Here is a 22,685-nt window from a genome sequence, read left to right as displayed (position 1 = left end):
GACAACATCCGCGATCTCGTCTACGCGTTCTACGACCGCGTGCGCGCCGATCCGCTGCTCGGGCCCGTGTTCGATGCGAAACTGGCCGGTCGCTGGGACGATCATCTGCCGAAGATGGTGACGTTCTGGTCGAGCCTCGTGCTCGGCATCAAGGGCTATCGCGGCAACGTGCAGCAGGCGCACCAGCCGCTCGACGGAATCGAGCCGGCCCATTTCAGCCGCTGGCTGTCGCTGTTCCTGAAAACCGTCGAGGCGCGCTACGCGCCGCCCGCGGCGATCCGCTTCATGGAGCCCGCGCTGCGGATCGCGCAGAGCCTGCAGTTGAGCCGGTTCGGGTGGGACTACAGGATTCCGCCCGAGCAGCAGGCGCTGCTCGACGCGATCGCGCCGCGCCGCCCCGACGCGGGCGACGATCCGCATGCGTTGCCGTCGCGCGCCCGCGGCGAGCCGTTTCCGACGAAGATCATCGGGCGCGGCGTCGAGCCGGACGCGTAACGCCCCTCGCCCGTCGCCCCTCCCGCACGACGACGACGCGCATGCGGCACATCGCCGCATCGCTCCGTGCGCCGCGCTCAGCGCGGCGTGTTGCCCGACTCGACGCCCCAGCGCGCGAGCGCGGCATCGTCGGTACTGCGCGCATCGACCCAGCGCTCGCCGTCCGGCGTCGTTTCCTTCTTCCAGAACGGCGCTTCGGTCTTCAGATAGTCCATCACGAACTCGCACGACGCGAACGCATCGCCGCGGTGCGACGCGACCGTCGCGACCATCACGATCTGGTCGAGCGGCAGCAGCCTGCCGACGCGATGCACGATCGCGACGTCGATGCCCGGCCAGCGCCGGCCGGCCTCGGCCGCGATCTTCTCGAGCGCCTTCTCGGTCATTCCCGGATAGTGCTCGAGCTCCATTGCGGCGACCGCATCGCCTTCGTTCAGGTCGCGCACCGTGCCGACGAAGCACGCGAGCGCGCCGATCTTCGGGTTGCGCGCGCGCAATGCCGCCACTTCGGCATTCAGATCGAAATCGTCGGTCTGGACTCGTACCATAGCCATCGTCTGCTCCTGTCGACCCGAGTTAGCGCTTTAGCGCTTACTCGGGTCCCATGCATCGCGGTCGACCCGAGTTGGCGCTTCAGCGCTTACTTGGGTCCCATGCATCGCGGTCGACCCGAGTTGGCGCTTTAGCGCTTACTCTGGTCCCATGCATCGCGGTCGACCCGAGTTGGCCCTTTAGCGCTTACTCGAGCCCCATGCAAGCTCAACCGCCCGTCACCGGCGGGAAGAACGCGACCTCGCAACCTTCGGTGATCCGCGTGTCCGGGTCGGTCATCTCGTGGTTGCATGCCATGCGCAATGCGCGCCCTTCGGCGAGCGTGTCGGCCCACGCGCCGCCGCGCACGCGCAGCCACGCGCGCACGTCGCCGACGGTCGTCACGCTGTCCGGCACGTCGGCTTCTTCGTCGGCCACGCCCAGTGCTTCGCGCACGCTTGCAAAAAATTTCAGCTGAATCTTCATGGTTCGGGGAGCCGCCGCGTTACGACAGCAATTCGGAAAACGGAATGAAACGCACGGTCTCGCCCGCGCTGATCGCGTGCTGCGGCGGATTGTCGATCAGGCCGTCGCCCCAGACCGTCGACGTGAGCACGGCCGAGCTCTGGTTCGGGAACAGGTCGAGACCGCCGGCTGCATTGACGCGCGCACGCAGGAATTCGTTGCGCCGGTCGCCCTTGCTCTGCGAAAAATCGGCACGCAGCGACAACGCGCGCGGCGCGACGTCGCGCACGCCGGACAGGCGCAGCAGGAACGGCCGCACGAACAGCAGGAACGTGACGAAGCTCGAGACGGGGTTGCCGGGCAGGCCGATGAAATGCGCGTCGGCGCGCTCGTCGTCGCGGCGCACCGCGCCGTACGCGAGCGGCTTGCCGGGCTTCATCGCGATCTGCCACAGCGCGAGCCGCCCTTCGGCCTCGACGGCCGGCTTCACGTGATCCTCGTCGCCGACCGACACGCCGCCGCTCGTCAGGATCACGTCGTGATCGCGGGCGGCCGCGCGCAGCGTATCGCGCGTCGCGGCCAGCGAGTCGGGCACGATCCCGTAGTCGGTCACGTGGCAGCCGAGCCGCTCGAGCAGCCCGCGCAGCGTGAAGCGGTTCGAGTTGTAGATCGCGCCGGGCTTCAGCGGCTCGCCGGGCATCGTCAGTTCGTCGCCGGTGAAGAACACCGCCACGCGAATCCGCCGCACGACCGACAGTTGCGCGCAGCCGACCGATGCGGCCAGGCCGAGCGCCTGCGGCGTGAGCCGCGTGCCGGCCGGCAGGATCACCGCACCCTGACGGATGTCCGCGCCCTGCGCGGTGATCCATTCGCCTGCCTTCGGCGTATGCAGGATCTCGACCGCGTCGCCGTCGGCCGACGTCTGCTCCTGCATCACGACGGCATCGGCGCCGGGCGGCACCGTCGCGCCGGTGAAGATCCGCGCGGCCGTACCGGCCGCGAGCGGCGCGGCGGGATGACCGGCCGGAATGCGCTGCGACACCGGCAAGCGTCGATCGCCGTGCAGCAGGTCGGCGACGCGCACCGCATAACCGTCCATCGCGCTCGTGTGCATCGGCGGCACGTCGAGCGGCGAGCTCACGTCGGCCGCCAGCACGCGGCCGAGGGCGTCGAGGGTGGCGACGGTTTCGGCGCCGGGCAGCGGCTTCGCGGCATCGAGCAGCGCGGCGAGCGCCTCGGCGGTCGACAGCATCGGCGTGCGCGGCGCCGCGGGATTCGGGTTCGACATCGATGGAATCGGGGATCGTTGAAGTCAATACGTCATTGTAGCGACGCCGCCACGCGGACGCGCGATATGGCGGGCATGCGAACACCGTGATCGGCGCGAATTCGCGGGTCCGGCACTTCTTTCGCGCCACATGCGATGCCACGGGCCAAACACGGGCCAAACGAAACGGCCGGAACCCCGATCCGTTCGACGAATCGGCATTCCGGCCGTTCTGCACGACCGGGCACGCAGGCCCGGCCGCGCGTCATGCGCCCGTATGGGCGGCGATGAAGTCCTTCACCTGCTGCGCGTCGGCCTTCACGACCTCGAAACGTTGCGGCAGCGCCTCGAGCCCGTCGAATGCGGCCGGCCGCTCGGCTTCGCGATCGAGCGCTTCGCGGATCGTCTCGCCGAACTTGATCGGCTGCGCCGTCTCGAGCACGACCATCGGCACGCCGGCCTCCAGATGCTCGCGCGCGACCTTCACGCCGTCGGCCGTATGCGTATCGATCATCGTGTCGTAGCGCGAGAACACATCGCGGATCGTCGCGATGCGGTCGGCGTGGCTGCTGCGGCCGGACACGAAACCGAATTCGGCGACGCGCGCGAAATCGCCGCTCGCCGCGAGATCGAAGCCGCCCTTCTCCTCGACGTCGCGGAACAGTTGCATCACGCGGGCCGGATCGCGGCCGAGCAGGTCGAACACGAAACGCTCGAAGTTCGATGCCTTCGAGATGTCCATGCTCGGGCTGCTCGTGTGATAGGTGTTCTCGGCGCTGCGCACGCGATACGCGCCGGTGCGGAAGAACTCGTCGAGCACGTCGTTCTCGTTGGTCGCGACCACCAGCTTCGCGATCGGCAGCCCCATCATCCGCGCGATGTGGCCCGCGCAGACGTTGCCGAAGTTGCCCGACGGCACTGTGAACGACACGCGCTCGTCGTTGGACCGCGTCGCCGCGAAGTAGCCCTTGAAGTAGTACACGACCTGCGCGACGACGCGCGCCCAGTTGATCGAATTGACCGTGCCGATCTTCTGCCGCGCCTTGAACGCGTGATCGTTCGACACGGCCTTCACGATGTCCTGGCAGTCGTCGAACACGCCTTCGACCGCGAGATTGAAGATGTTCGGATCCTGCAGGCTGAACATCTGCGCCGTCTGGAACGCGCTCATCTTCTTGTGCGGCGACAACATGAACACGCGCACGCCGGCCTTGCCGCGCATCGCGTATTCGGCCGCGCTGCCGGTGTCGCCCGACGTCGCGCCGAGGATGTTCAGCGCTTCGCCGTGCTTCGCGAGCGTGTACTCGAACAGGTTGCCGAGCAACTGCATCGCCATGTCCTTGAACGCGAGCGTCGGGCCGTTCGACAGTTCGAGCAGCGACAGCGCCGTACCGTTCTCGGTGCCGAGCGTCTTCAGCGGCGTGATGTCGGACGCGTTCTCGCCGTGGCGCGTGTTGCTGTACACGGCCGCCGTATACGTGCGGCGCGTGATCGCGCGCAGGTCGTCGGCCGGCACGTCGTCGCAGAACTTCGACAGGATCTCGAACGCGAGATCCGCGTACGACAGCGTGCGCCAGCGCGCGAGCTCGTCGGCGGACACCGTCGGATACTCGGCCGGCAGGTAGAGCCCGCCGTCCTTCGCGAGACCGCCGAGCAGGATGTCGGAGAACGTATGGCGCTCGCCGATGCCGGCGCCGCGCGTGGAGATGTAGTTCATGTCGTCAGCCTCAGTTCAGCGCTTCCATGCGCAGCTTCGTCACCTTCGACACGACGGTCGCGAGGCTTTCGATTTGCGCGATCGCCGCATTGACGTTCTTCTCGACCGTCTCGTGCGTGATCAGGATGATGTCGGTTTCGCCGTTCGCGCCGTCGATCTGCTCCGATTCCTTCTGCAGCAGCGCGTCGATCGAGATGCCCGATTCGGCGAGGATGCGCGTGATCGCGGCGAGCACGCCGGTCTGGTCGGCGACGCGCAGGCGCAGGTAGTAGCCGCTCGTCACTTCCTCGATCGGCAGGATCGGCGTGTTCGACAGGCTGTCCGGCTGGAACGCGAGGTGCGGCACGCGATGCTCGGGATCGGCCGTATGCAGGCGCGTGACGTCGACGAGATCCGCGACCACGGCCGATGCCGTCGGCTCCGCGCCCGCGCCCTTGCCGTAGTACAGCGTCGTGCCGACCGCATCGCCGTGCACGACGACCGCGTTCATCGCGCCCTCGACGTTCGCGAGCAGGCGCTTTTCCGGAATCAGCGTCGGGTGCACGCGCAGCTCGATGCCGTTTGCGGCGCGGCGCGCGATGCCGAGCAGCTTGATCCGGTAACCGAGCTCTTCCGCGTAGCGGATGTCGGTCGCGTCGAGCTTGCTGATGCCTTCGACGTACGCACGGTCGAACTGCACCGGCACGCCGAACGCGATCGCGCTCATGATCGTCGCCTTGTGCGCGGCGTCGACGCCTTCGATGTCGAAGGTCGGATCGGCTTCCGCGTAGCCGAGTTCTTGCGCCGCCTTCAGCGCGGTCGCGAAGTCGAGCCCGCGGTCGCGCATTTCCGACAGGATGTAGTTGGTCGTGCCGTTGATGATGCCGGCGATGTACTGGATGCGGTTCGCGGTCAGGCCTTCGCGCAGCGCCTTGATGATCGGGATGCCGCCGGCGACGGCCGCCTCGAACGCAACCATCACGCCTTGCTCGCGCGCGGCCTCGAAGATCTCGGTGCCGTGCACCGCGAGCAGCGCCTTGTTCGCCGTCACGACGTGCTTGCCGTTCGCGATCGCGCGCAGCACGAGCTCGCGCGCGACGCCCGTGCCGCCGATCATCTCGGCGATGATCGCGATCGACGGATCGTCGACGACCGCGTTGAAATCGTCGGTGATCTGCGCGGTGCCGGCGTGAGCGCCGAGCGCAGCCTGCGCCTTGGCCGGGTTGCGCACGGCAATGCGCGCGACCTCGATGCCGCGCCCCGCGCGTCGTTTGATTTCTTCCTGGTTGCGGTGCAACACCGTGAAGGTGCCGCTGCCGACGGTGCCGAAGCCCAACAGGCCAACTTTGATCGGTTCCATGCTGCGTGTGATCGATGAGTAAGAAGTAGTGAGTTCCGTGTGGCTCTGCCCGCTCAGACCGAATGGCGCTTGCGGTAGCCGTCGAGGAAGCGTGCGATCCGGTTGATCGAATCGGTCAGGTCGTCGAGGTTCGGCAGGAAGACCACGCGGAAGTGGTCCGGCGTCGCCCAGTTGAAACCCGTGCCCTGCACGAGCAGCACGCGCTCCTCGAGCAACAGGTCGAGAATGAACTGCTGGTCGTTCTGGATCGGGTAGAGCTTCGGGTCGAGGCGCGGAAACATGTACAGCGCGGCCTGCGGTTTCACGCAGGTCACGCCCGGGATCGACGTCAGCATGTCATACGCGAGTTCGCGCTGCTTGTACAGGCGCCCGCTCGGCACGATCAGCTCGTTGATGCTCTGGTAGCCGCCGAGCGCCGTCTGGATCGCGAACTGGCCGGGCACGTTCGCGCACAGGCGCATCGACGACAGGATGCCGAGCCCCTCGAGGTAATCCTTCGCGTGCCGGCGGTTGTCGCCGCCGAGGCCCGACACGGCCATCCAGCCCGCGCGATAGCCGCACGACCGATAGCTCTTCGACAGGCTGTTGAACGTGACGGTGATTACGTCCTCCGACAGCGCGCCCATCGCCGTGTGCTCGAGGCCGTCGTAGACGATCTTGTCGTAGACCTCGTCGGCGAACACGATCAGCCCGTGCTGGCGCGCGATCGCGAGCAGCTCGAGCAGCAATTCGTCGGAATAAAGCGCGCCGGTCGGATTGTTCGGGTTGATCACGACGATCGCCTTCGTGTTCGGCGTGATCTTGCTGCGGATGTCGTCGAGATCGGGCATCCAGGCGTTCTGCTCGTCGCACACGTAGTGCACGGGCGTGCCGCCCGACAGGCTCACGGCCGCCGTCCACAGCGGGTAGTCGGGCGCGGGCAGCAGCACTTCGTCGCCGTCGTTCAGCAGCGCCTGGGTCGCCATCACGATCAGCTCGGACGCGCCGTTGCCGATGTAGATGTCGTCGAGGCCGACGCCGACGACGCCCTTTTCCTGCGTGTAGTGCATCACGGCCTTGCGCGCCGAGAACACGCCCTTCGAATCCGAATAGCCGGACGACGCCGGCAGGTTGCGGATCATGTCCTGGATGATTTCGTCCGGCGCGTCGAAACCGAACGGCGCGAGGTTGCCGATGTTCAGCTTGATGATGCGGTGGCCTTCTTCCTCGAGGCGCTTCGCGTGCTCGAGCACCGGGCCACGGATGTCGTAGCAGACGTTGAGCAGCTTGTTCGACTTCTGAATCGGTTTCACGACGACACGGTTCCTGGGTTGGCCTTGCGGCCGGGGGGACGGGATCAAAACTGGAAAGCGGCCGGTCTGTGCGCGCTGTCTAGACTGGGAAAAAGCGGCGGTCGGACGCGGCTTGTGACGGCGCACGACGCAAGTGGCGCCCGCAGGCGACCAAAAAGTTATAATTTAGCGGATTTTGGCCGACTTTCGCAATGCACCATAGCCGCGCCGGGCCCGCGCCGTCGGGCGTGGGCGCGTGCCCGAGGGTGCGAAACCGGCCGGGCGGGCCCGTACGGCCCTGCCAATCCATTCCCCTACGGAACCGCGGAATACCGATTTGAAACTGCACCAGGACACGAGCGGCGCGCTCAACACCGTCACCGGCTACGGCCCCGATTATGTCGACGTCAATCTCGAACGCCATGAAACGAGCGTCATCGTGCTGCCCGGCGCGCCGGTCCAGGCCTGGCCGGTGTCGTCGTTCGACGCGCTCGCGCCCGAGCATTTCGCGATGCTGCTCGACCCGACGCCCGAACTCGTGATCTTCGGCAGCGGCGCGCGGCTGCGCTTCCCGCACCCGCGGCTCGTCGCGGCGCTCACCGCGAAGCGGATCGGCGTCGAGACGATGGATTTCCAGGCCGCCTGCCGCACCTACAACATCCTGATGGCCGAGGGCCGCAAAGTCGCCGCCGCGCTCTTAATTGAACGTTAATCCCCGATGCGGTAAAACTCGGGCCGGCGCAGCGGGTCGATCCCCGGATCGCCCCGGCCAGGCCGCCCGCCCCCGGCGCACCCCGCCGGCGGCCCGTCACAACAACCAAACAGGCTGAAAACCCATGAACGATACGCCGTCGAGGCTACCGCTCAATCGCATCACGCTCGTCCTCCTGCTCGTCGCGCTCGCGATCGTCTGGTTCGCGCCGCTCGGACTGCGCCACCTGATCCCGAGCGACGAAGGCCGCTACGCGGAAATGGCGCGCGAGATGTTCGTCACCGGCGACTGGATCACGCCGCGCTACAACGGCTACAAGTACTTCGAGAAGCCGCCGCTGCAGACCTGGCTGAACGCGCTGACGTTCGCGTGGTTCGGCATCGGCGAATGGCAGGCGCGCCTCTATACCGCGGTGGCGAGCTTCGCCGGCGTGCTGCTCGTCGGCTACACCGGCGCGCGCCTGTTCAACCCGCTGTCGGGCTTCCTCGCGGCCGTCGTGCTCGCCAGCTCGCCGTACTGGAACCTGATGGGCCACTTCAACGCGCTCGACATGGGGCTCGCGTTCTGGATGGCGCTGTCGCTCTGCTCGCTGCTGCTCGCGCAACGGCCCGGGCTGCGCCCGGCCGCGGTGCGCGGCTGGATGTGGGCGTGCTGGGCCGCGATGGCGTTCGCGGTGCTGTCCAAGGGCCTCGTCGGCCTGATCCTGCCCGGCGCCGTGCTCGTGCTGTATACGCTGGTCGCGCGCGACTGGGCGCTATGGAAGCGCCTGTACCTGGTGAGCGGCCTCGTGATCTTCTTCGCGATCGTCACGCCGTGGTTCGTGCTGGTCCAGCAGCGCAACCCCGAATTCTTCAATTTCTTCTTCGTCGTCCAGCAATTCCGCCGGTATCTGACCCCGGAACAGAACCGTCCGGGCCCGCTGTACTACTTCGTGCCGGTGCTGCTGGTCGGCTTCCTGCCGTGGCTGTCGGTCGCGTGGCAGAGCCTCCGCCATGCGCTGCGCATGCCGCGCCAGCCGAACGGCTTCTCGCCGATGCTCGTGCTGCTGATCTGGAGCGCGTTCATCTTCCTGTTCTTCAGCGCGTCGCATTCGAAGCTGATCTCGTACGTGCTGCCGGTCGCGCCGGCGCTCACGCTGATCATCGGCGCGTACCTGCCGCTGATGACGGCCGACCGCTTCCGTCGCCACCTGCTCGGCTACCTCGTGTTCTTCGTCGCCGCGGCGTTCGGGATTATCTTCCTCGCTTACCAGGGCGACGCACGCACGCCGAACGCGCTGTACCGCGCGTTCCAGCTGTGGCTGTACGCCGGTCTCGCGGTCTCGGCCGCGCTGACGCTCGCGGCCGCGTGGCTGAACCGCCGCGCGGGCGTGGCCGCCGCGCTCGCCGCGTTCGGCGCCGCATGGCTCGCGTTCGGCACGATCGGCGGCACCGGGCACGACGAGTTCGGCCGCTACAGCTCGGGCGCGCTGCTCGCGCCGGCCGTGCGCGCCGAACTGGCGAAGCTGCCGCCCGACACGCCGTTCTACTCGGTCGAAATGCTCGATCACACGTTCCCGTTCTACATGGGCCACACGACGATCATGGTCCAGCGCCAGGACGAGCTCGCGTTCGGGATCTCGGTCGAGCCGAACAAGTGGATCCCGACCGTCGGCGAATGGATCACGCGCTGGAAGCAGGACACCCATGCGCTCGCGATCATGGGGCCCGGCCAGTACGACGCGCTGGTCAAGGAAGGCGTGCCGATGCGCGTGATCGCGCGCGACAACCGCCGCGTGATCGTCGAGAAACCGCAATCGTAAGGACGTCCCCCGCATGAATCCCGTTTCGTTCGTCTGCATCATCACCGGCGTGATGCTCAACGCCTGTGCGCAACTTCTGCTGAAAGCCGGCGTCAACGCCGTTGGACACTTCGAATTCAGCCGTGCGAACATCATCCCGGTCGGGTTCAAGATCGCGACCCAGCTGCCGATCATCGGCGGCCTCGGCTGCTACGTGCTGAGCGTCGTCGTGTGGATCGTCGGGCTGTCGCGGGTCGACGTGTCGATCGCGTACCCGATGCTATCGCTCGGCTACGTCGTCAACGCGTTCGCGGCGTGGTACCTGTTCGGCGAGGTGCTGTCGGTCCAGCGGCTCGTCGGCATCGGCATCATTCTGATCGGGGTGCTCGTGCTTGCACGAAGCTGAGCATGCCTCGCGGCGTTAAGCGTCCGCCTACAAAAAATCACGGTGCGAATCCGCCAACCGGTGTTTAATGCCGGTTTCGGACGGATCGCCCGACCCTTTTATTACACGCCATTACAGGCCAAACGCGTTCATGAGCCAGAATACCGCTCCGTTTCTGCCGTTCACCCGCCCCGAGATCGATGAGGAAACCATCCAGGGCGTCGTCGACGTGCTGCGCTCGGGCTGGATCACCACCGGCCCGCAGTGCCAGAAATTCGAAGCCGCGCTGTCCGAGTACTGCGGCGGCCGGCCGGTCCGCGCATTCAATTCGGGCACCTGCACGCTCGAGATCGGCCTGCGCATCGCGGGCGTCGGCGCCGGCGACGAGGTGATCACGACGCCGGCTTCGTGGGTCTCGACCAGCAACGTGATCATCGAAACGGGCGCGACGCCCGTGTTCGCGGACATCGATCCCGTCACGCGCAACATCGACCTCGACAAGCTCGAGCAGGCGATCACGCCGCGCACGAAGGCGATCATCCCCGTGTTCCTGTCCGGCCTGCCGGTCGACATGGACCGCCTGTACGCGATCGCCCGCGCGCACAACCTGCGCGTGATCGAGGACGCCGCGCAGGCGTTCGGCTCGACGTGGCACGGCAAGCGCATCGGCGCGATCGGCGACATCGTGTCGTTCAGCTTCCACGCGAACAAGAACCTGACGACGATCGAAGGCGGCGCCCTCGTGCTGAACAACGAGGACGAAGCCGTGCTCGCGCAGAAGTACCGGCTGCAGGGCATCACGCGCACCGGCTTCGACGGGATGGACTGCGACGTGCTCGGCGGCAAGTACAACCTGACCGACGTGGCCGCGCGCGTCGGCCTCGGCCAGTTGCCGCACATCGAGCGCTTCACCGCGCAGCGCCGCGCACTCGCCCGCGCGTATTTCGCCGCATTCGACGGCGGCGCGGCCGCGAAGCTCGGCGTCGGCCTGCCGGTCGCCGAATTCGAGAACGGCAACTGGCACATGTTCCTGATCACGCTGCCGCTCGAGCGGCTGTCGATCCCGCGCGCCGAGTTCATGGCGCAGATGAAGGAACGCGGCATCGGCACGGGCATCCACTACCCGGCGATCCATCTTTTCACGCTGTATCGTGCGCGCGGGTTCAAGGAGGGCATGTTCCCCCACGCCGAACGGTACGGCGCGTCGACCGTCACGCTGCCGCTGTTTACGCAGATGACGGAAGGCGACGTGCGTCGCGTGGTCGACGCCGTCAATCAGATTTGCGAACAATACGGAAAATAAGCGTACATGAGTCCCCTTGAAGCACGCGCCGGGCATCCGGGCGCCGCGCACCTGGACGCCGGCCGGCCCGAAGTGTCGGTCATCATCCCCGTGTACAACGAGGAAGACGGCCTCGCCGCGCTGTTCGCGCGGCTGTATCCGGCGCTCGACGCACTCGACACGTCGTACGAAGTGATCCTGATCAACGACGGCAGCCGCGACCGCTCGGCCGCGATGCTCGCCGATCAGTTCCACGTACGGCCCGACACGACGCGCGTGGTGCTGCTCAACGGCAACTACGGCCAGCACATGGCGATCCTCGCCGGCTTCGCGCAATCGCGCGGCGAGATCGTCATCACGCTCGACGCCGACCTGCAGAACCCGCCCGAGGAAATCGGCAAGCTGATCGCGAAGATGCGCGAGGGCTACGACTACGTCGGCTCGATCCGCAAGCAACGCCAGGACAGCCTGTGGCGACGCAAGGCGTCGCAGATGATGAACCGGCTGCGCGAGCGCATCACGCGCATCAAAATGACCGACCAGGGCTGCATGCTGCGCGCATACAGCCGCCGCATCATCGACACGATCAACGTGTGCGGCGAAGTCAACACGTTCATCCCTGCGCTCGCGTACACGTTCGCGCAGAAACCGACCGAAATCGAGGTCGCGCACGAGGAACGCTTCGCGGGCGAATCGAAGTATTCGCTGTACAGCCTGATCCGGTTGAACTTCGACCTGGTGACGGGCTTCTCGGTCGTGCCGCTGCAGTGGCTGTCGTTCATCGGCGTGATCCTCTCGCTCGGCTCGGCCGCCCTGTTCGTGCTGCTGCTCGTGCGCCGCTTCATCGTCGGCGCGGAAGTGCAAGGCGTGTTCACGCTGTTCGCGATCACGTTCTTCCTGCTCGGCGTGATCATCTTCGCGCTCGGCCTGCTCGGTGAATACGTCGGCCGCATCTACCAGCAGGTACGCGCGCGGCCGCGCTACCTGATCCAGGCCGTGCTCGAGCAGCACGACGGCGTGCCGCCGGTGCCGGCCGCCGCGAACCGCCCGGGAGCCGCGCAATGAAGCCGCGCGCGGTCGTCTTCGCGTATCACAACGTCGGCGTGCGGTGCCTGCAGGTGCTGCTCGCGCGCGGCGTCGACGTCGCGCTGGTCGTCACGCACGAGGACAATCCGAACGAGAACATCTGGTTCGGCAGCGTCGCGTCCGTCGCGGCCGAGCACGGCATTCCGGTCGTCACGCCGGCCGATCCCGCCGATCCGGCGCTGCGCCGCGCGGTGTCCGACGCGCAGCCCGATTTCATCTTCTCGTTCTACTACCGGCACATGCTGCCGGCGGACCTGCTCGCGATCGCGCCGCGCGGCGCATACAACATGCATGGTTCGCTGCTACCGAAATACCGGGGTCGGGTACCGACCAACTGGGCCGTGCTGAACGGCGAGACCGAGACCGGCGCGACGCTGCACGAGATGGCCGCCAAGCCCGACGCGGGCGCGATCCTCGCCCAGACCGCGGTGCCGATCCTGCCGGACGACACGGCCGCGCAGGTGTTCGACAAGGTCACGGTGGCCGCCGAGCAGACGCTGTGGCGCGTGCTGCCCGCGCTGCTCGCGGGCGAGGCGCCGCACCTGCCGAACGATCTCGCGAGCGGCAGCTACTACGGCGGGCGCAAGCCCGAGGACGGCCGCGTCGACTGGTCGAAGCCGGCCGCGCAGGTCTACAACCTGGTGCGCGCGGTCGCGCCCCCGTATCCGGGCGCATTCACGGACGTCGGCGGCGCGCGCTTCGTGATCGCGCGCGCGCGCCTCGCGGCGCCCGGCGGCGCGGCAGCGGCCGCCGCGGCAGATTTGCCGCCCGGCCTGCACGTAAGCGATAATGCGCTATTCGGCGTCTGCGGCGACAGCCGCGCCCTATCCATTCTCGAGCTGTGGCAGCAGCGCGACGGCAGCGAAACCGTCGTGACGCCCGCGGAATTCGCGCAGTTCATTCATTCTTCCCGTCATTCATGAAAGCAAAAAAAGTCCTGATCCTGGGTGTGAACGGCTTCATCGGCCATCACCTGTCGAAGCGCATTCTTGAAACCACCGATTGGGAAGTGTTCGGCATGGACATGCAGACCGACCGGCTGGGCGACCTCGTCAACCACGAGCGGATGCATTTCTTCGAAGGCGACATCACGATCAACAAGGAGTGGGTCGAGTATCACGTGAAGAAGTGCGACGTGATCCTGCCGCTCGTCGCGATCGCGACGCCGGCCACCTACGTCAAGCAGCCGCTGCGCGTGTTCGAGCTCGACTTCGAGGCGAACCTGCCGATCGTGCGTTCGGCCGTCAAGTACGGCAAGCACCTCGTATTCCCGTCGACCTCCGAGGTCTACGGCATGTGCTCGGACGAGCAGTTCGACCCGGATGCGTCGGCGCTCACCTACGGCCCGATCAACAAGCCGCGCTGGATCTATGCGTGCTCGAAGCAGCTGATGGACCGCGTGATCTGGGGCTACGGGATGGAAGGCCTGAACTTCACGCTGTTCCGTCCGTTCAACTGGATCGGCCCGGGCCTCGACTCGATCTACACGCCGAAGGAAGGCAGCTCGCGCGTGGTCACGCAGTTCCTCGGCCACATCGTGCGCGGCGAAAACATCAGCCTCGTCGACGGCGGCTCGCAGAAGCGCGCGTTCACCGACATCGGCGACGGCATCAGCGCGCTGATGAAGATCATCGACAACAAGGACGGCGTCGCGTCGGGCAAGATCTACAACATCGGGAATCCGAAGAACAACTTCTCGGTTCGCGAGCTCGCGCACAAGATGCTCGAACTGGCCGCGGAATTCCCCGAGTACGCCGATTCGGCCAAGCAGGTGAAGCTCGTCGAAACGACGTCCGGCGCCTACTACGGCAACGGCTACCAGGACGTGCAGAACCGCGTGCCGAAGATCGACAACACGATGCAGGAGCTCGGCTGGGCGCCGCAGGCGACGTTCGACGACGCGCTGCGCAACATCTTCGAAGCGTATCGCGGCCACGTCGCCGACGCGCGCGCGCTCGTCGAACAGCAAGGCTGACCGGGACGCTCGCTTGGCTCGTATCGTCCTCAAGATCGACGTCGACACGCTGCGCGGCACGCGCGAAGGCGTGCCGAACCTCGCGCGCATCTTCGATCGCTTCAATGCCCGCGCGACCTTCCTCTTCAGCCTCGGGCCCGATCACACGGGCTGGGCGCTGCGGCGCGTGTTCCGTCCGGGCTTCCTGAAGAAGGTGTCGCGCACGTCGGTGGTCGAACACTACGGCGTGAAGCAGCTGATGTACGGCGTGCTGTTGCCCGGCCCCGACATCGGCCGCCGCGCGATCGCCGACATGCGCGCGATTCACGAGGCCGGCTTCGAATGCGGGATCCACACGTGGGATCACGTCTACTGGCAGGACAACGTGCGCGTACGCGATCGCGACTGGACCGCGCGTGAAATGCAGAAGAGTCATGCGCGCTTCATCGAGATCTTCGGCGCGCCGCCCGTCACGCACGGCGCGGCCGGCTGGCAGATGAACGACTCGGCATTTGAGCAGATCGACGCGTGGGGGATGCGCTATGCATCCGACGGCCGCGGCCACTCGCCGTACCTGCCCGTGGTCGGCGGCCGCACGCTGTCGCACGTGCAGATGCCGACCACGCTGCCGACGCTCGACGAAGTGCTCGGCATCGACGGCGTCGACACGCACAACGTCGCCGCGCACCTTCTCAAGTTCACCGAAACCAATCCGCACGACCAGGTGTTCACGCTGCATGCGGAACTGGAAGGCCAGAAGCTCGCGCCCGTATTCGAGCAACTGCTCGCCGGCTGGCGTGCGCAAGGCCACACGTTCGCGACGATGGGCGACTACCACGCGACGCTGGACCGCGACTCGCTGCCATCGTACCCTGTCGCGTGGGGCGAAATCTCCGGCCGCTCCGGTGAACTGATCGTCCAGCCCGACTGAGTTCGCGCGCGAGCCGGCGCTGCGCCCTTGCGGCGCGCTGCCGCGACGCCCCGCCGAACCGCGCCGCCGCAGCGGCGCCCGTCCATAACAACAGGAGAAACACGTGTCCGTCGAAGTTGACCGTCAAGTTCCCGATTTCACCGCACCGGCCACGGGCGGCGACATTTCGCTGTCCGACCTGAACGGCAAGAAGCTCGTGCTGTACTTCTATCCGAAGGACAACACGCCGGGCTGCACGACCGAAGGGCTGCAGTTCCGCGATCTCTACCCGAAGTTCAAGAAAGCCGGTGCGGAAGTCATCGGCGTGTCGCGCGACAGCCTGCGCTCGCATGACAATTTCAAGGCCAAGCTCGAACTGCCGTTCCCGCTGATCTCCGATGCCGACGAAGTGCTGTGCGCGTTGTTCGATGTCATCAAGATGAAGAAAATGTATGGCAAGGAAGTGCGCGGAATCGAGCGCTCGACGTTCCTGCTCGACGCCGACGGCGTGCTCCGTCAGGCATGGCGCGGCATCAAGGTACCGGGTCACGTGGACGACGTGCTAAAGGCTGTACAAGCGCTTTGAGGCGCGTTATATTGGGCCGCAATGAATGCCAGTTCGCCCCATATTTCTCGTAGCTGCGCCGGTGCCCGTTGCAATGTTTGCCGGCATCTGACGCGCATCACGACGGCATCAGCCGAGCCGCATGTCCCTGTCGACGGGGCAGCGGCTTTTTTTATGGAACGCGCGCCGGCCCTCTCCGGTCCGGCCCTTACCGCATCGAGGAGCTGATCGACACTTAGGCGAACCGGCTAGACGAAATTCCTGTGCGCCACCGCGCGCAAACTGCATGCGTCTACGTCACGCAGGATGCGATCAGCGGCGCACTTCATGCGACACGATTCCTCCCGAGGGACACCATGCCTTTGCCTACTCCCCCCAGCAAGCTCGGCAGCCTGCTGCCGCCCGACGAATACAAGGCGAAAGCGCGGCCCGCGAAAGCCGCGAAGAAATCCGCCGAAGGGGACGCATCCACAGCCGGCGACTATGGCCCGGCGAGCGTGGCCCAACCGATGATCGAAGCCGCGAACACGGCCGCGCCGTTGCGCGCCGTCGCGTCTTCGGCGCCCGATGCCGCGAGCGTACCCGCGCGCGGCCGCAAGACCAGGCAGACGGCCGCCCTGCTGCAGCCGCTGCCGACGCCCGTCGAACCCGCGGCGCCCGTCGTCGCACGCAACGACAAGCCGGCCGCCGACAAACCGGCCGCCACGCCCGCGCGCAACGCCGGCGCCGCGACGAAGTCGCGCGGCCGCAAGCCCGCCGAAGCCGAACTGCAGAAACTGTTCGTGCTCGACACGAACGTGCTGATGCACGACCCGAGCAGCCTCTTCCGCTTCGAGGAACACGACGTCTATCTGCCGATGATGACGCTCGAGGAACTCGACAACCACAAGAAGGGGATGTCCGAAGTCGCGCGCAATGCTCGCCAGGTCAGCCGCACGCTCGACGCGCTCGTCGCCGACGGCGGCCCGATCTCGGCCGGCATTCCGCTGTCGCGCCTCGGCAGCCGCGACGCGCTCGGCCGCCTGTACTTCCAGACGAAGCTCGCGGACATCGCGCCCGTCGAAGGCCTGCCCGAAGGCAAGGCCGACAACCAGATCCTCGGCGTCGTGCGCGCGCTACAGCGCGACCGGCCGGATCGCCAGGTCGTGCTGGTGTCGAAAGACATCAACATGCGGATCAAGGCGCACGCGCTCGGCCTGCCTGCGGAAGACTACTTCAACGACCAGGTGCTCGAGGATTCGGATCTCCTGTACAACGGCGTGCGTGAGCTGCCGCAGGACTTCTGGACCAAGCACGCGAAGGGCATGGAGAGCTGGCAGGACACGAAGACGGGTACCACGTACTACCGCGTGACGGGCCCGCTCGTCGCGTCGATGCTCGTCAACGAGTTCGTCTATCTGGAGCCGCAGAACGGCGAGCCGACGTTCCACGCGATCGTCCGCGAGCTGAACGGCAAGACGGCGCTGCTGCAGACGCTGCGCGACTACAGCCACCACAAGAACAACGTGTGGGGCATCACCGCGCGCAACCGCGAGCAGAACTTCGCGCTGAACCTGCTGATGAACCCCGAGATCGACTTCGTCACGCTGCTCGGCCAGGCCGGCACCGGCAAGACGCTCGTCGCGCTCGCGGCCGGCCTCGCGCAGGTGCTTGACGACAAGCGCTACAACGAGATCATCGTGACGCGCGCGACCGTGCCCGTCGGCGAGGACATCGGTTTCCTGCCCGGCACCGAGGAAGAGAAGATGCAGCCGTGGATGGGCGCATTCGACGACAACCTCGAAGTGCTGCAGAAGACCGACGACGCGGCCGGCGAATGGGGCCGTGCCGCGACGCAGGAGCTGATCCGTTCGCGCCTGAAGGTGAAGAGCATGAACTTCATGCGCGGCCGCACGTTCGTCGACAAGTATCTGATCATCGACGAGGCGCAGAACCTGACGCCGAAGCAGATGAAGACGCTCGTCACGCGCGCGGGCCCCGGCACGAAGATCGTCTGCCTCGGCAACATCGCGCAGATCGACACGCCTTACCTGACCGAAGGCAGCTCGGGCCTCACCTACGTCGTCGACCGCTTCAAGGGCTGGGGCCACAGCGGCCACGTGACCCTCGCGCGCGGCGAACGCTCGCGGCTCGCCGACTACGCGTCGGACATTCTGTAACGCGCAGGCCGGCCTCGGCCGGCTTTCGACGCCACGCGGCGCTCCGTTTCCGGAGCGCCGTTTTTATTTGGGGTCGAAGACAAAAGTAACGCTTCGTCACGCAATAACGCAGTTTACGCGCGAAACTTCAAGTAAATTCTCAAGAATGGTTGCTTAAGCCCCGCCGGAGCGTCTACCATCGGGTCTGTCTGTTGTCATACGATTCGCGAGCGCGCCGCGCTCGCCCGCCTTGCCATGCTTCGAATCTGGGTTCCCGTCGCCGTCGTCTCCCTGCTTGCGGCCTGTTCCAGCGTGCCGCCGCAGTCGGCATCGCGTTCCGCTTCGGGCATGAAGATCACGACGCCGCGTGCCTTCCCGGCGCCCGCCAATTTCCCGAAATTCGTCGACCACAGCGTCGGCCAGGAAGAAATCTCGATCCAGGCGATGAGCCTCGTCGGCGTCCCGTATCGCTGGGGCGGCAACACGCCGACGAGCGGCTTCGACTGCAGCGGGCTCGTACGCTACGTGATCGGCCGCGCGGCCGACGTGAACCTCCCGCGCACGACCGCCGACATGAGCGGCCGCGGCGTGTCGGTCGAACCCGACGAGATCGCGCCGGGCGACCTGATCTTCTTCAATACGACCGGGCGCCCGCATTCGCACGTCGGTATCTATGTCGGCAAGCTGCGCTTCGTCAACGCACCGTCGACGGGCGGCACCGTCCGGCTCGACTACCTGACGAACCCGTACTGGGCGAAGCGCTTCGACGGCATTCGCCGCGTCGCGCCGCCGCGCTCGGCCCCGACGCCGTTCGATGCACCGACCTACGAGGCCAAGCGCGATGCGCCACGCAATCCGCCGGCGGTCGCGGCCGCTCCGGTGGTCGTGACGGCTGCCGCCGCACCGCGTCAACCCGCGTACGCACCGCCGCAAGCAAGGGCGACGCAGGCGACGGCGACGACCGCCCCGCCCGCGCCGGTCGTGACGGCCGCCGCAGTTGCACTGCCCGCACCGGCCACCGATCCATACGAACCGCCGCCACCGCGGATGCAGACGGCCCAGCAGCAAGCCACGTCCGCGAATGACGCCATGCCCGCGATGACGGCCGATGCAGCAGCGGCCGCCCCGGCGGAAGTCGGCACGCAGATTCCGACCACCGCGCTGACGGCCGCCCAGGCCGCCGCCTTCGATGCCGAACCGCCGCCGGCCACCGCATCGGCGCCCCCGCGCGGTATCGAGCCCGCGCCCGTGCAGGTGTTACGTGCATCGACGCAATCCGCGCCCGTCAGGCCGCGCACCGGTACGGCGGACGATCCGATCGCACGGTTTGCGAACGGCAGTTACTGACCGGTCGCTCGCACCCGCCCGTCAACGACGTTGGCGGCATCTGCCGCCCCTCACCTCGTCGTCGCCCCCTTCCGCCGCCCCAAAAAAAATGCGCCGCAGCCTTTCGGCTTGCGGCGCATTTGATGTCGATGTCGATCCGGTAGTGTCGGCGCTCAGAAGATCTGATGTCCGAGCCACCACCCGCCGGCCGCGAACAGCGCGGCCGCCGGCAGCGTCAGCACCCACGCCCACACGATGTTGCCGGCGACGCCCCAGCGCACCGCCGACAGCTTCTGCGTCGCGCCGACACCGACGATCGCACCGGTGATCGTGTGCGTGGTCGACACGGGAATGCCGAGGAACGACGCGATGAACAGCGTGATCGCGCCACCGCTTTCCGCGCAAAAACCGCCGACCGGCTTGAGCTTCGTGATCTTCTGGCCCATCGTGCGCACGATGCGCCAGCCGCCGAACAGCGTGCCGAGGCCCATCGACAAGTAGCACGCGCCGATCACCCAGGCCGGCGGCGCATCGGCGGTCGCCGACGCGTAACCGCTCGCGATCAGCAGCATCCAGATGATACCGATCGTCTTCTGCGCGTCGTTGCCGCCGTGACCGAGGCTGTACAGGCCGGCCGACAGCAGTTGCAGCCGGCGGAAACGCCGGTCGACCTTGCTGGGCGCGGTACGGAAATACAGCCACGACACACCGAGCATGAACAGCGAACCGAGGATGAAACCGAGCAGCGGCGAAATGAAGATGAACGCGATCGTCTTCAGCAGCCCGTCGATGTTCAGCGCACCCCAGCCGGACTTCGCGAGCGCCGCGCCGACGAGGCCGCCGATCAGCGCGTGCGACGAGCTCGACGGAATCCCGTAGTACCACGTGATCACGTTCCAGCCGATCGCACCGATCAACGCGCCGAACACGACGTAATGGTCGACGATCTCGGGATCGATCGTGCCTTTACCGACGGTCTGCGCGACTTTCAGGTGGAAAATGAAGTACGCGATCACGTTGAACGCGGCCGCGAACACCACGGCCTGCTGGGGCTTCAGCACCCCTGTCGACACGACGGTGGCGATCGAGTTCGCCGCATCGTGAAAGCCGTTCATGAAATCGAATACGAGCGCGACGAGCACCAGCGTCGCGACCATCCAGAGGGCGAGTTGTATCGAATGCATCGTGGTCCGCTCAGGCGTTTTCCAGCACGATGCCTTCGATGATGTTCGCGACGTCCTCGCACTTGTCGGTGATCTCCTCGAGCAGCTCGTAGATCGCCTTCAGCTTGATGAGCGTCTTCACGTCGTCTTCCTCGCGGAACAGCTTCGACATCGCCGCGCGCAGCACGCGATCGGCCTCCGACTCCCAGCGGTCGATTTCCTCGCACTGCTTGAGGATCTGGGCCGACTGCTTCATGTCGGACAGCAAGCCGACGGCCTGCTGCACGTGTTGCGCCGACTGCGTGACGATGTGCGCGAGCTGGCTCGCCTCGGACGTGACGGACTGCACGTCGTACAGCGACACGGCCGTCGCGACGTCTTCCATCAGGTCGAGGATGTCGTCCATCGTCGTGATCAGCTTGTGGATCTCGTCGCGATCGAGCGGCGTGATGAAGGTCTTGTGCAACAGATCGATCGCCTCGTGCGTGAGCTTGTCGGCGGCCTTCTCGGCGATTTGCACGTTTTGCTTGTGAATCTCGGCGTCGGCGAGATTGTCGATCAGCAGTTCGAGCTCGCGGCCACCGGAAACGATGTGCTTCGCGTGCGCGTTGAAGAGTTCAAAGAACTTGCCCTCGGTGGGCATGAATCGACCGAACATGGGATTCCTGAGAGATTGTCAAACTACTGTCACGAAAACGGGCGACATTGTACCGTTTCCGGTCGCGCCGCGGCGCGCGCACATGCACGCGCCGGGATTGGATACAACGTTTGGCGAAATAGGGGTTTACTTCCGGCGTTATTCGCCGTGGAAGGTTTGCGCCCCTGCAAAATTGTCGAACTTCGTGTATTGACCGATGAACGTGAGCCGAACGGGGCCGATCGGACCGTTACGCTGCTTGCCGATGATGATTTCCGCGGTGCCCTTGTCGGGACTGTCCGGGTTGTAGACTTCGTCGCGGTAAATGAACAGGATCACGTCCGCATCCTGTTCGATTGCGCCCGATTCGCGCAAATCGGACATCACCGGGCGCTTGTTCGGGCGCTGTTCGAGGCCGCGGTTCAGCTGCGACAGCGCGATCACCGGCACGTCGAGTTCCTTCGCGAGACTCTTCAGCGATCGCGAAATTTCCGAAATCTCGGTCGCGCGGTTCTCGCCCTGCGACGAACCCGACATCAGCTGCAGGTAGTCGACGATGATCAGGCCGAGCTTGCCGCATTGCCGCGCAAGTCGCCGTGCACGGGAGCGCAATTCCATCGGGTTCAGGCCGCCCGTTTCGTCGATGAAGAGCTGCGCCTCGCTCATCTTCTGCACCGCGTGCGTCAGTTTCGGCCAGTCCTCGTCCGTCAGGCGGCCCGTGCGCATCCGGTGCTGGTCGAGCCGGCCGATCGAGCCGAGCATACGCATCACGAGCTGGGTGCCCGGCATTTCCATCGAGAACACCGCGACCGGCAGCCCGTACTCGACCGCGACGTATTCGCCGATGTTCATCGAAAATGCGGTCTTCCCCATCGACGGTCTTCCGGCCACGATGATCAGCTCACCACCGTGCATCCCGGACGTCATCCGGTCGAGGTCGATGAAGCCCGTCGGCGTGCCCGTGACGTCGCTCGGATTCGCGGTGTGGTACAGCGTATCGATGCGCTCGACGACCTGCGTGAGCAGCGGGCCGATCTCGAGGAAGCCCTGGTTGCCGCGCGCGCCCTCTTCGGCGATCGAGAACACCTTCGATTCGGCTTCGTCGAGCAGCTGGCGGACTTCCTTGCCCTGCGGATTGAAGGCGTCGGCCGAGATTTCGTCGGCGACCGACACGAGCCGGCGCAGCACCGCGCGGTCGCGCACGATTTCCGCGTAGCGGCGGATGTTCGCCGCACTCGGCGTGTTCTGCGCCAGGGCGTTCAGATACGCGAGCCCGCCGACGTCGTCGGCCTTGCCGGACGTGGTCAGCGCTTCGTACACGGTCACGACGTCGGCCGGGCGCGTCGACGCGATCAGGCGGCCGATATGCTCGTAGATGATCCGGTGGTCGTAGCGATAGAAGTCGCCCTGCGACAGGAAGTCGGCGATCCGGTCCCATGCCGCGTTGTCGAGCAACAGGCCGCCGAGCACCGACTGTTCGGCTTCGACCGAATGCGGCGGGACTTTCAGCGATTCGATTTGGGGATCTTGCGGCGCGTTCATGGGTTGGGATTATCGCGAATAGATGGCGGCAGCGCTACCACCGCTTGCGGGAGCGAGCGGACAATAAAAAAGGCAGGCCCCGGTTGCCCGGGCGCCTGCCCTTGTCCGAGCGACGGAAGC

At 66.3% G+C, this 22,685-nt stretch carries 21 protein-coding genes and 1 pseudogene; 12 read left to right on the top strand and 10 right to left on the bottom strand.

Annotation, left to right across the window (positions count from 1 at the left end; translation table 11 throughout):
• On the top strand, window positions 1-495 hold a 495-nt coding region (locus C4B30_RS27630; protein ID WP_234015464.1), incomplete at its 5' end, for a group III truncated hemoglobin.
• A gap of 77 nt (window positions 496-572) precedes the next feature.
• Here the strand turns inward: C4B30_RS27630 and C4B30_RS27625 are convergent.
• The 6 genes from C4B30_RS27625 to C4B30_RS27590 all read right to left on the bottom strand — a co-directional run bounded on the left by C4B30_RS27625 (window position 573) and on the right by C4B30_RS27590 (window position 7,106).
• Window positions 573-1,049, bottom strand: coding sequence for a molybdenum cofactor biosynthesis protein MoaE (locus tag C4B30_RS27625; RefSeq protein WP_027784616.1), 477 nt, complete (start codon window positions 1,047-1,049; stop codon window positions 573-575).
• Window positions 1,050-1,254: 205 nt separating this feature from the next.
• Window positions 1,255-1,512 carry a molybdopterin converting factor subunit 1 gene (moaD, locus tag C4B30_RS27610; RefSeq protein ID WP_027784617.1) on the bottom strand — a complete coding sequence of 86 codons (258 nt, stop codon included), beginning with the start codon at window positions 1,510-1,512 and terminating at the stop codon, window positions 1,255-1,257.
• Between the two features lie 19 nt (window positions 1,513-1,531).
• A complete protein-coding gene (locus tag C4B30_RS27605; RefSeq protein ID WP_027784618.1) occupies window positions 1,532-2,779 on the bottom strand; it encodes a molybdopterin molybdotransferase MoeA in 1,248 nt (415 codons plus the stop codon).
• Between the two features lie 244 nt (window positions 2,780-3,023).
• A complete protein-coding gene (thrC, locus tag C4B30_RS27600; protein WP_027784619.1) occupies window positions 3,024-4,475 on the bottom strand; it encodes a threonine synthase in 1,452 nt (483 codons plus the stop codon).
• Window positions 4,476-4,485: 10 nt separating this feature from the next.
• Window positions 4,486-5,814: a homoserine dehydrogenase gene (locus C4B30_RS27595; RefSeq protein WP_027784620.1), complete on the bottom strand. Its 1,329-nt coding sequence runs from the start codon at window positions 5,812-5,814 to the stop codon at window positions 4,486-4,488.
• A gap of 53 nt (window positions 5,815-5,867) precedes the next feature.
• Window positions 5,868-7,106, bottom strand: coding sequence for a pyridoxal phosphate-dependent aminotransferase (locus C4B30_RS27590; protein ID WP_027784621.1), 1,239 nt, complete (start codon window positions 7,104-7,106; stop codon window positions 5,868-5,870).
• Between the two features lie 316 nt (window positions 7,107-7,422).
• On the opposite strand from C4B30_RS27590, the gene C4B30_RS27585 reads away from it, so the two are divergent.
• From C4B30_RS27585 to C4B30_RS27545, 9 genes are all read left to right on the top strand, one after another.
• Window positions 7,423-7,797, top strand: a complete 375-nt coding sequence (locus C4B30_RS27585; RefSeq protein ID WP_012328660.1) for an Mth938-like domain-containing protein — start codon at window positions 7,423-7,425, stop codon at window positions 7,795-7,797.
• A gap of 124 nt (window positions 7,798-7,921) precedes the next feature.
• Window positions 7,922-9,598, top strand: coding sequence for a glycosyltransferase family 39 protein (locus C4B30_RS27580; RefSeq protein WP_105133176.1), 1,677 nt, complete (start codon window positions 7,922-7,924; stop codon window positions 9,596-9,598).
• 13 nt (window positions 9,599-9,611) lie between these two features.
• Window positions 9,612-9,983, top strand: coding sequence for an EamA family transporter (locus tag C4B30_RS27575; protein WP_027784623.1), 372 nt, complete (start codon window positions 9,612-9,614; stop codon window positions 9,981-9,983).
• A gap of 130 nt (window positions 9,984-10,113) precedes the next feature.
• Window positions 10,114-11,265, top strand: a complete 1,152-nt coding sequence (locus C4B30_RS27570; protein ID WP_027784624.1) for a DegT/DnrJ/EryC1/StrS family aminotransferase — start codon at window positions 10,114-10,116, stop codon at window positions 11,263-11,265.
• A gap of 6 nt (window positions 11,266-11,271) precedes the next feature.
• Complete coding sequence (locus C4B30_RS27565; protein WP_027784625.1) at window positions 11,272-12,309, top strand: glycosyltransferase; 1,038 nt, start codon at window positions 11,272-11,274, stop codon at window positions 12,307-12,309.
• On the top strand, window positions 12,306-13,253 hold the full coding sequence (locus C4B30_RS27560; RefSeq protein WP_027784626.1) for a formyltransferase: 948 nt from the start codon (window positions 12,306-12,308) through the stop codon (window positions 13,251-13,253). The genes C4B30_RS27565 and C4B30_RS27560 overlap by 4 nt, the downstream gene beginning before the upstream one ends.
• A complete protein-coding gene (locus C4B30_RS27555) occupies window positions 13,250-14,305 on the top strand; it encodes a bifunctional UDP-4-keto-pentose/UDP-xylose synthase (protein WP_027784627.1) in 1,056 nt (351 codons plus the stop codon). Before C4B30_RS27560 ends, C4B30_RS27555 begins: the two co-directional genes overlap by 4 nt.
• Before the next feature lie 13 nt (window positions 14,306-14,318).
• Window positions 14,319-15,215 (top strand): polysaccharide deacetylase family protein, encoded by an 897-nt coding sequence (locus C4B30_RS27550; protein WP_027784628.1) that lies wholly within the window; start codon window positions 14,319-14,321, stop codon window positions 15,213-15,215.
• A gap of 103 nt (window positions 15,216-15,318) precedes the next feature.
• Window positions 15,319-15,780 (top strand): peroxiredoxin, encoded by a 462-nt coding sequence (locus C4B30_RS27545; protein ID WP_027784629.1) that lies wholly within the window; start codon window positions 15,319-15,321, stop codon window positions 15,778-15,780.
• Window positions 15,781-15,978: 198 nt separating this feature from the next.
• On the opposite strand, the pseudogene C4B30_RS36220 reads toward C4B30_RS27545, so the two are convergent.
• A pseudogene (locus tag C4B30_RS36220) lies at window positions 15,979-16,220 on the bottom strand (hypothetical protein); the annotation flags it as partial.
• On the opposite strand from C4B30_RS36220, the gene C4B30_RS27535 reads away from it, so the two are divergent.
• Entirely contained in the window at window positions 16,116-17,918 is a 1,803-nt protein-coding gene (locus C4B30_RS27535) for a PhoH family protein (protein ID WP_027784630.1), read from the top strand. The pseudogene C4B30_RS36220 and the gene C4B30_RS27535 overlap by 105 nt on opposite strands.
• Window positions 17,919-18,152: 234 nt before the next feature.
• A complete protein-coding gene (locus C4B30_RS27530) occupies window positions 18,153-19,244 on the top strand; it encodes a C40 family peptidase (protein ID WP_027784631.1) in 1,092 nt (363 codons plus the stop codon).
• Window positions 19,245-19,396: 152 nt separating this feature from the next.
• Here C4B30_RS27530 and C4B30_RS27525 read toward each other — a convergent pair whose 3' ends face one another.
• From C4B30_RS27525 to C4B30_RS27515, 3 genes are all read right to left on the bottom strand, one after another.
• A complete protein-coding gene (locus C4B30_RS27525) occupies window positions 19,397-20,407 on the bottom strand; it encodes an inorganic phosphate transporter (RefSeq protein WP_027784632.1) in 1,011 nt (336 codons plus the stop codon).
• A 10-nt stretch (window positions 20,408-20,417) separates the two neighbouring features.
• Complete coding sequence (locus C4B30_RS27520; RefSeq protein ID WP_006478627.1) at window positions 20,418-21,044, bottom strand: DUF47 domain-containing protein; 627 nt, start codon at window positions 21,042-21,044, stop codon at window positions 20,418-20,420.
• A gap of 138 nt (window positions 21,045-21,182) precedes the next feature.
• Window positions 21,183-22,565, bottom strand: a complete 1,383-nt coding sequence (locus C4B30_RS27515) for a replicative DNA helicase (protein WP_027784633.1) — start codon at window positions 22,563-22,565, stop codon at window positions 21,183-21,185.
• Window positions 22,566-22,685: the final 120 nt, after the last annotated feature.

It is taken from the genome of Burkholderia sp. BE12, from assembly GCF_002959955.1.
GTDB lineage: Bacteria > Pseudomonadota > Gammaproteobacteria > Burkholderiales > Burkholderiaceae > Burkholderia.
Note: the sequence above shows the minus strand (reverse complement) of the source record. Positions and strands in the feature narration are given on the sequence as shown.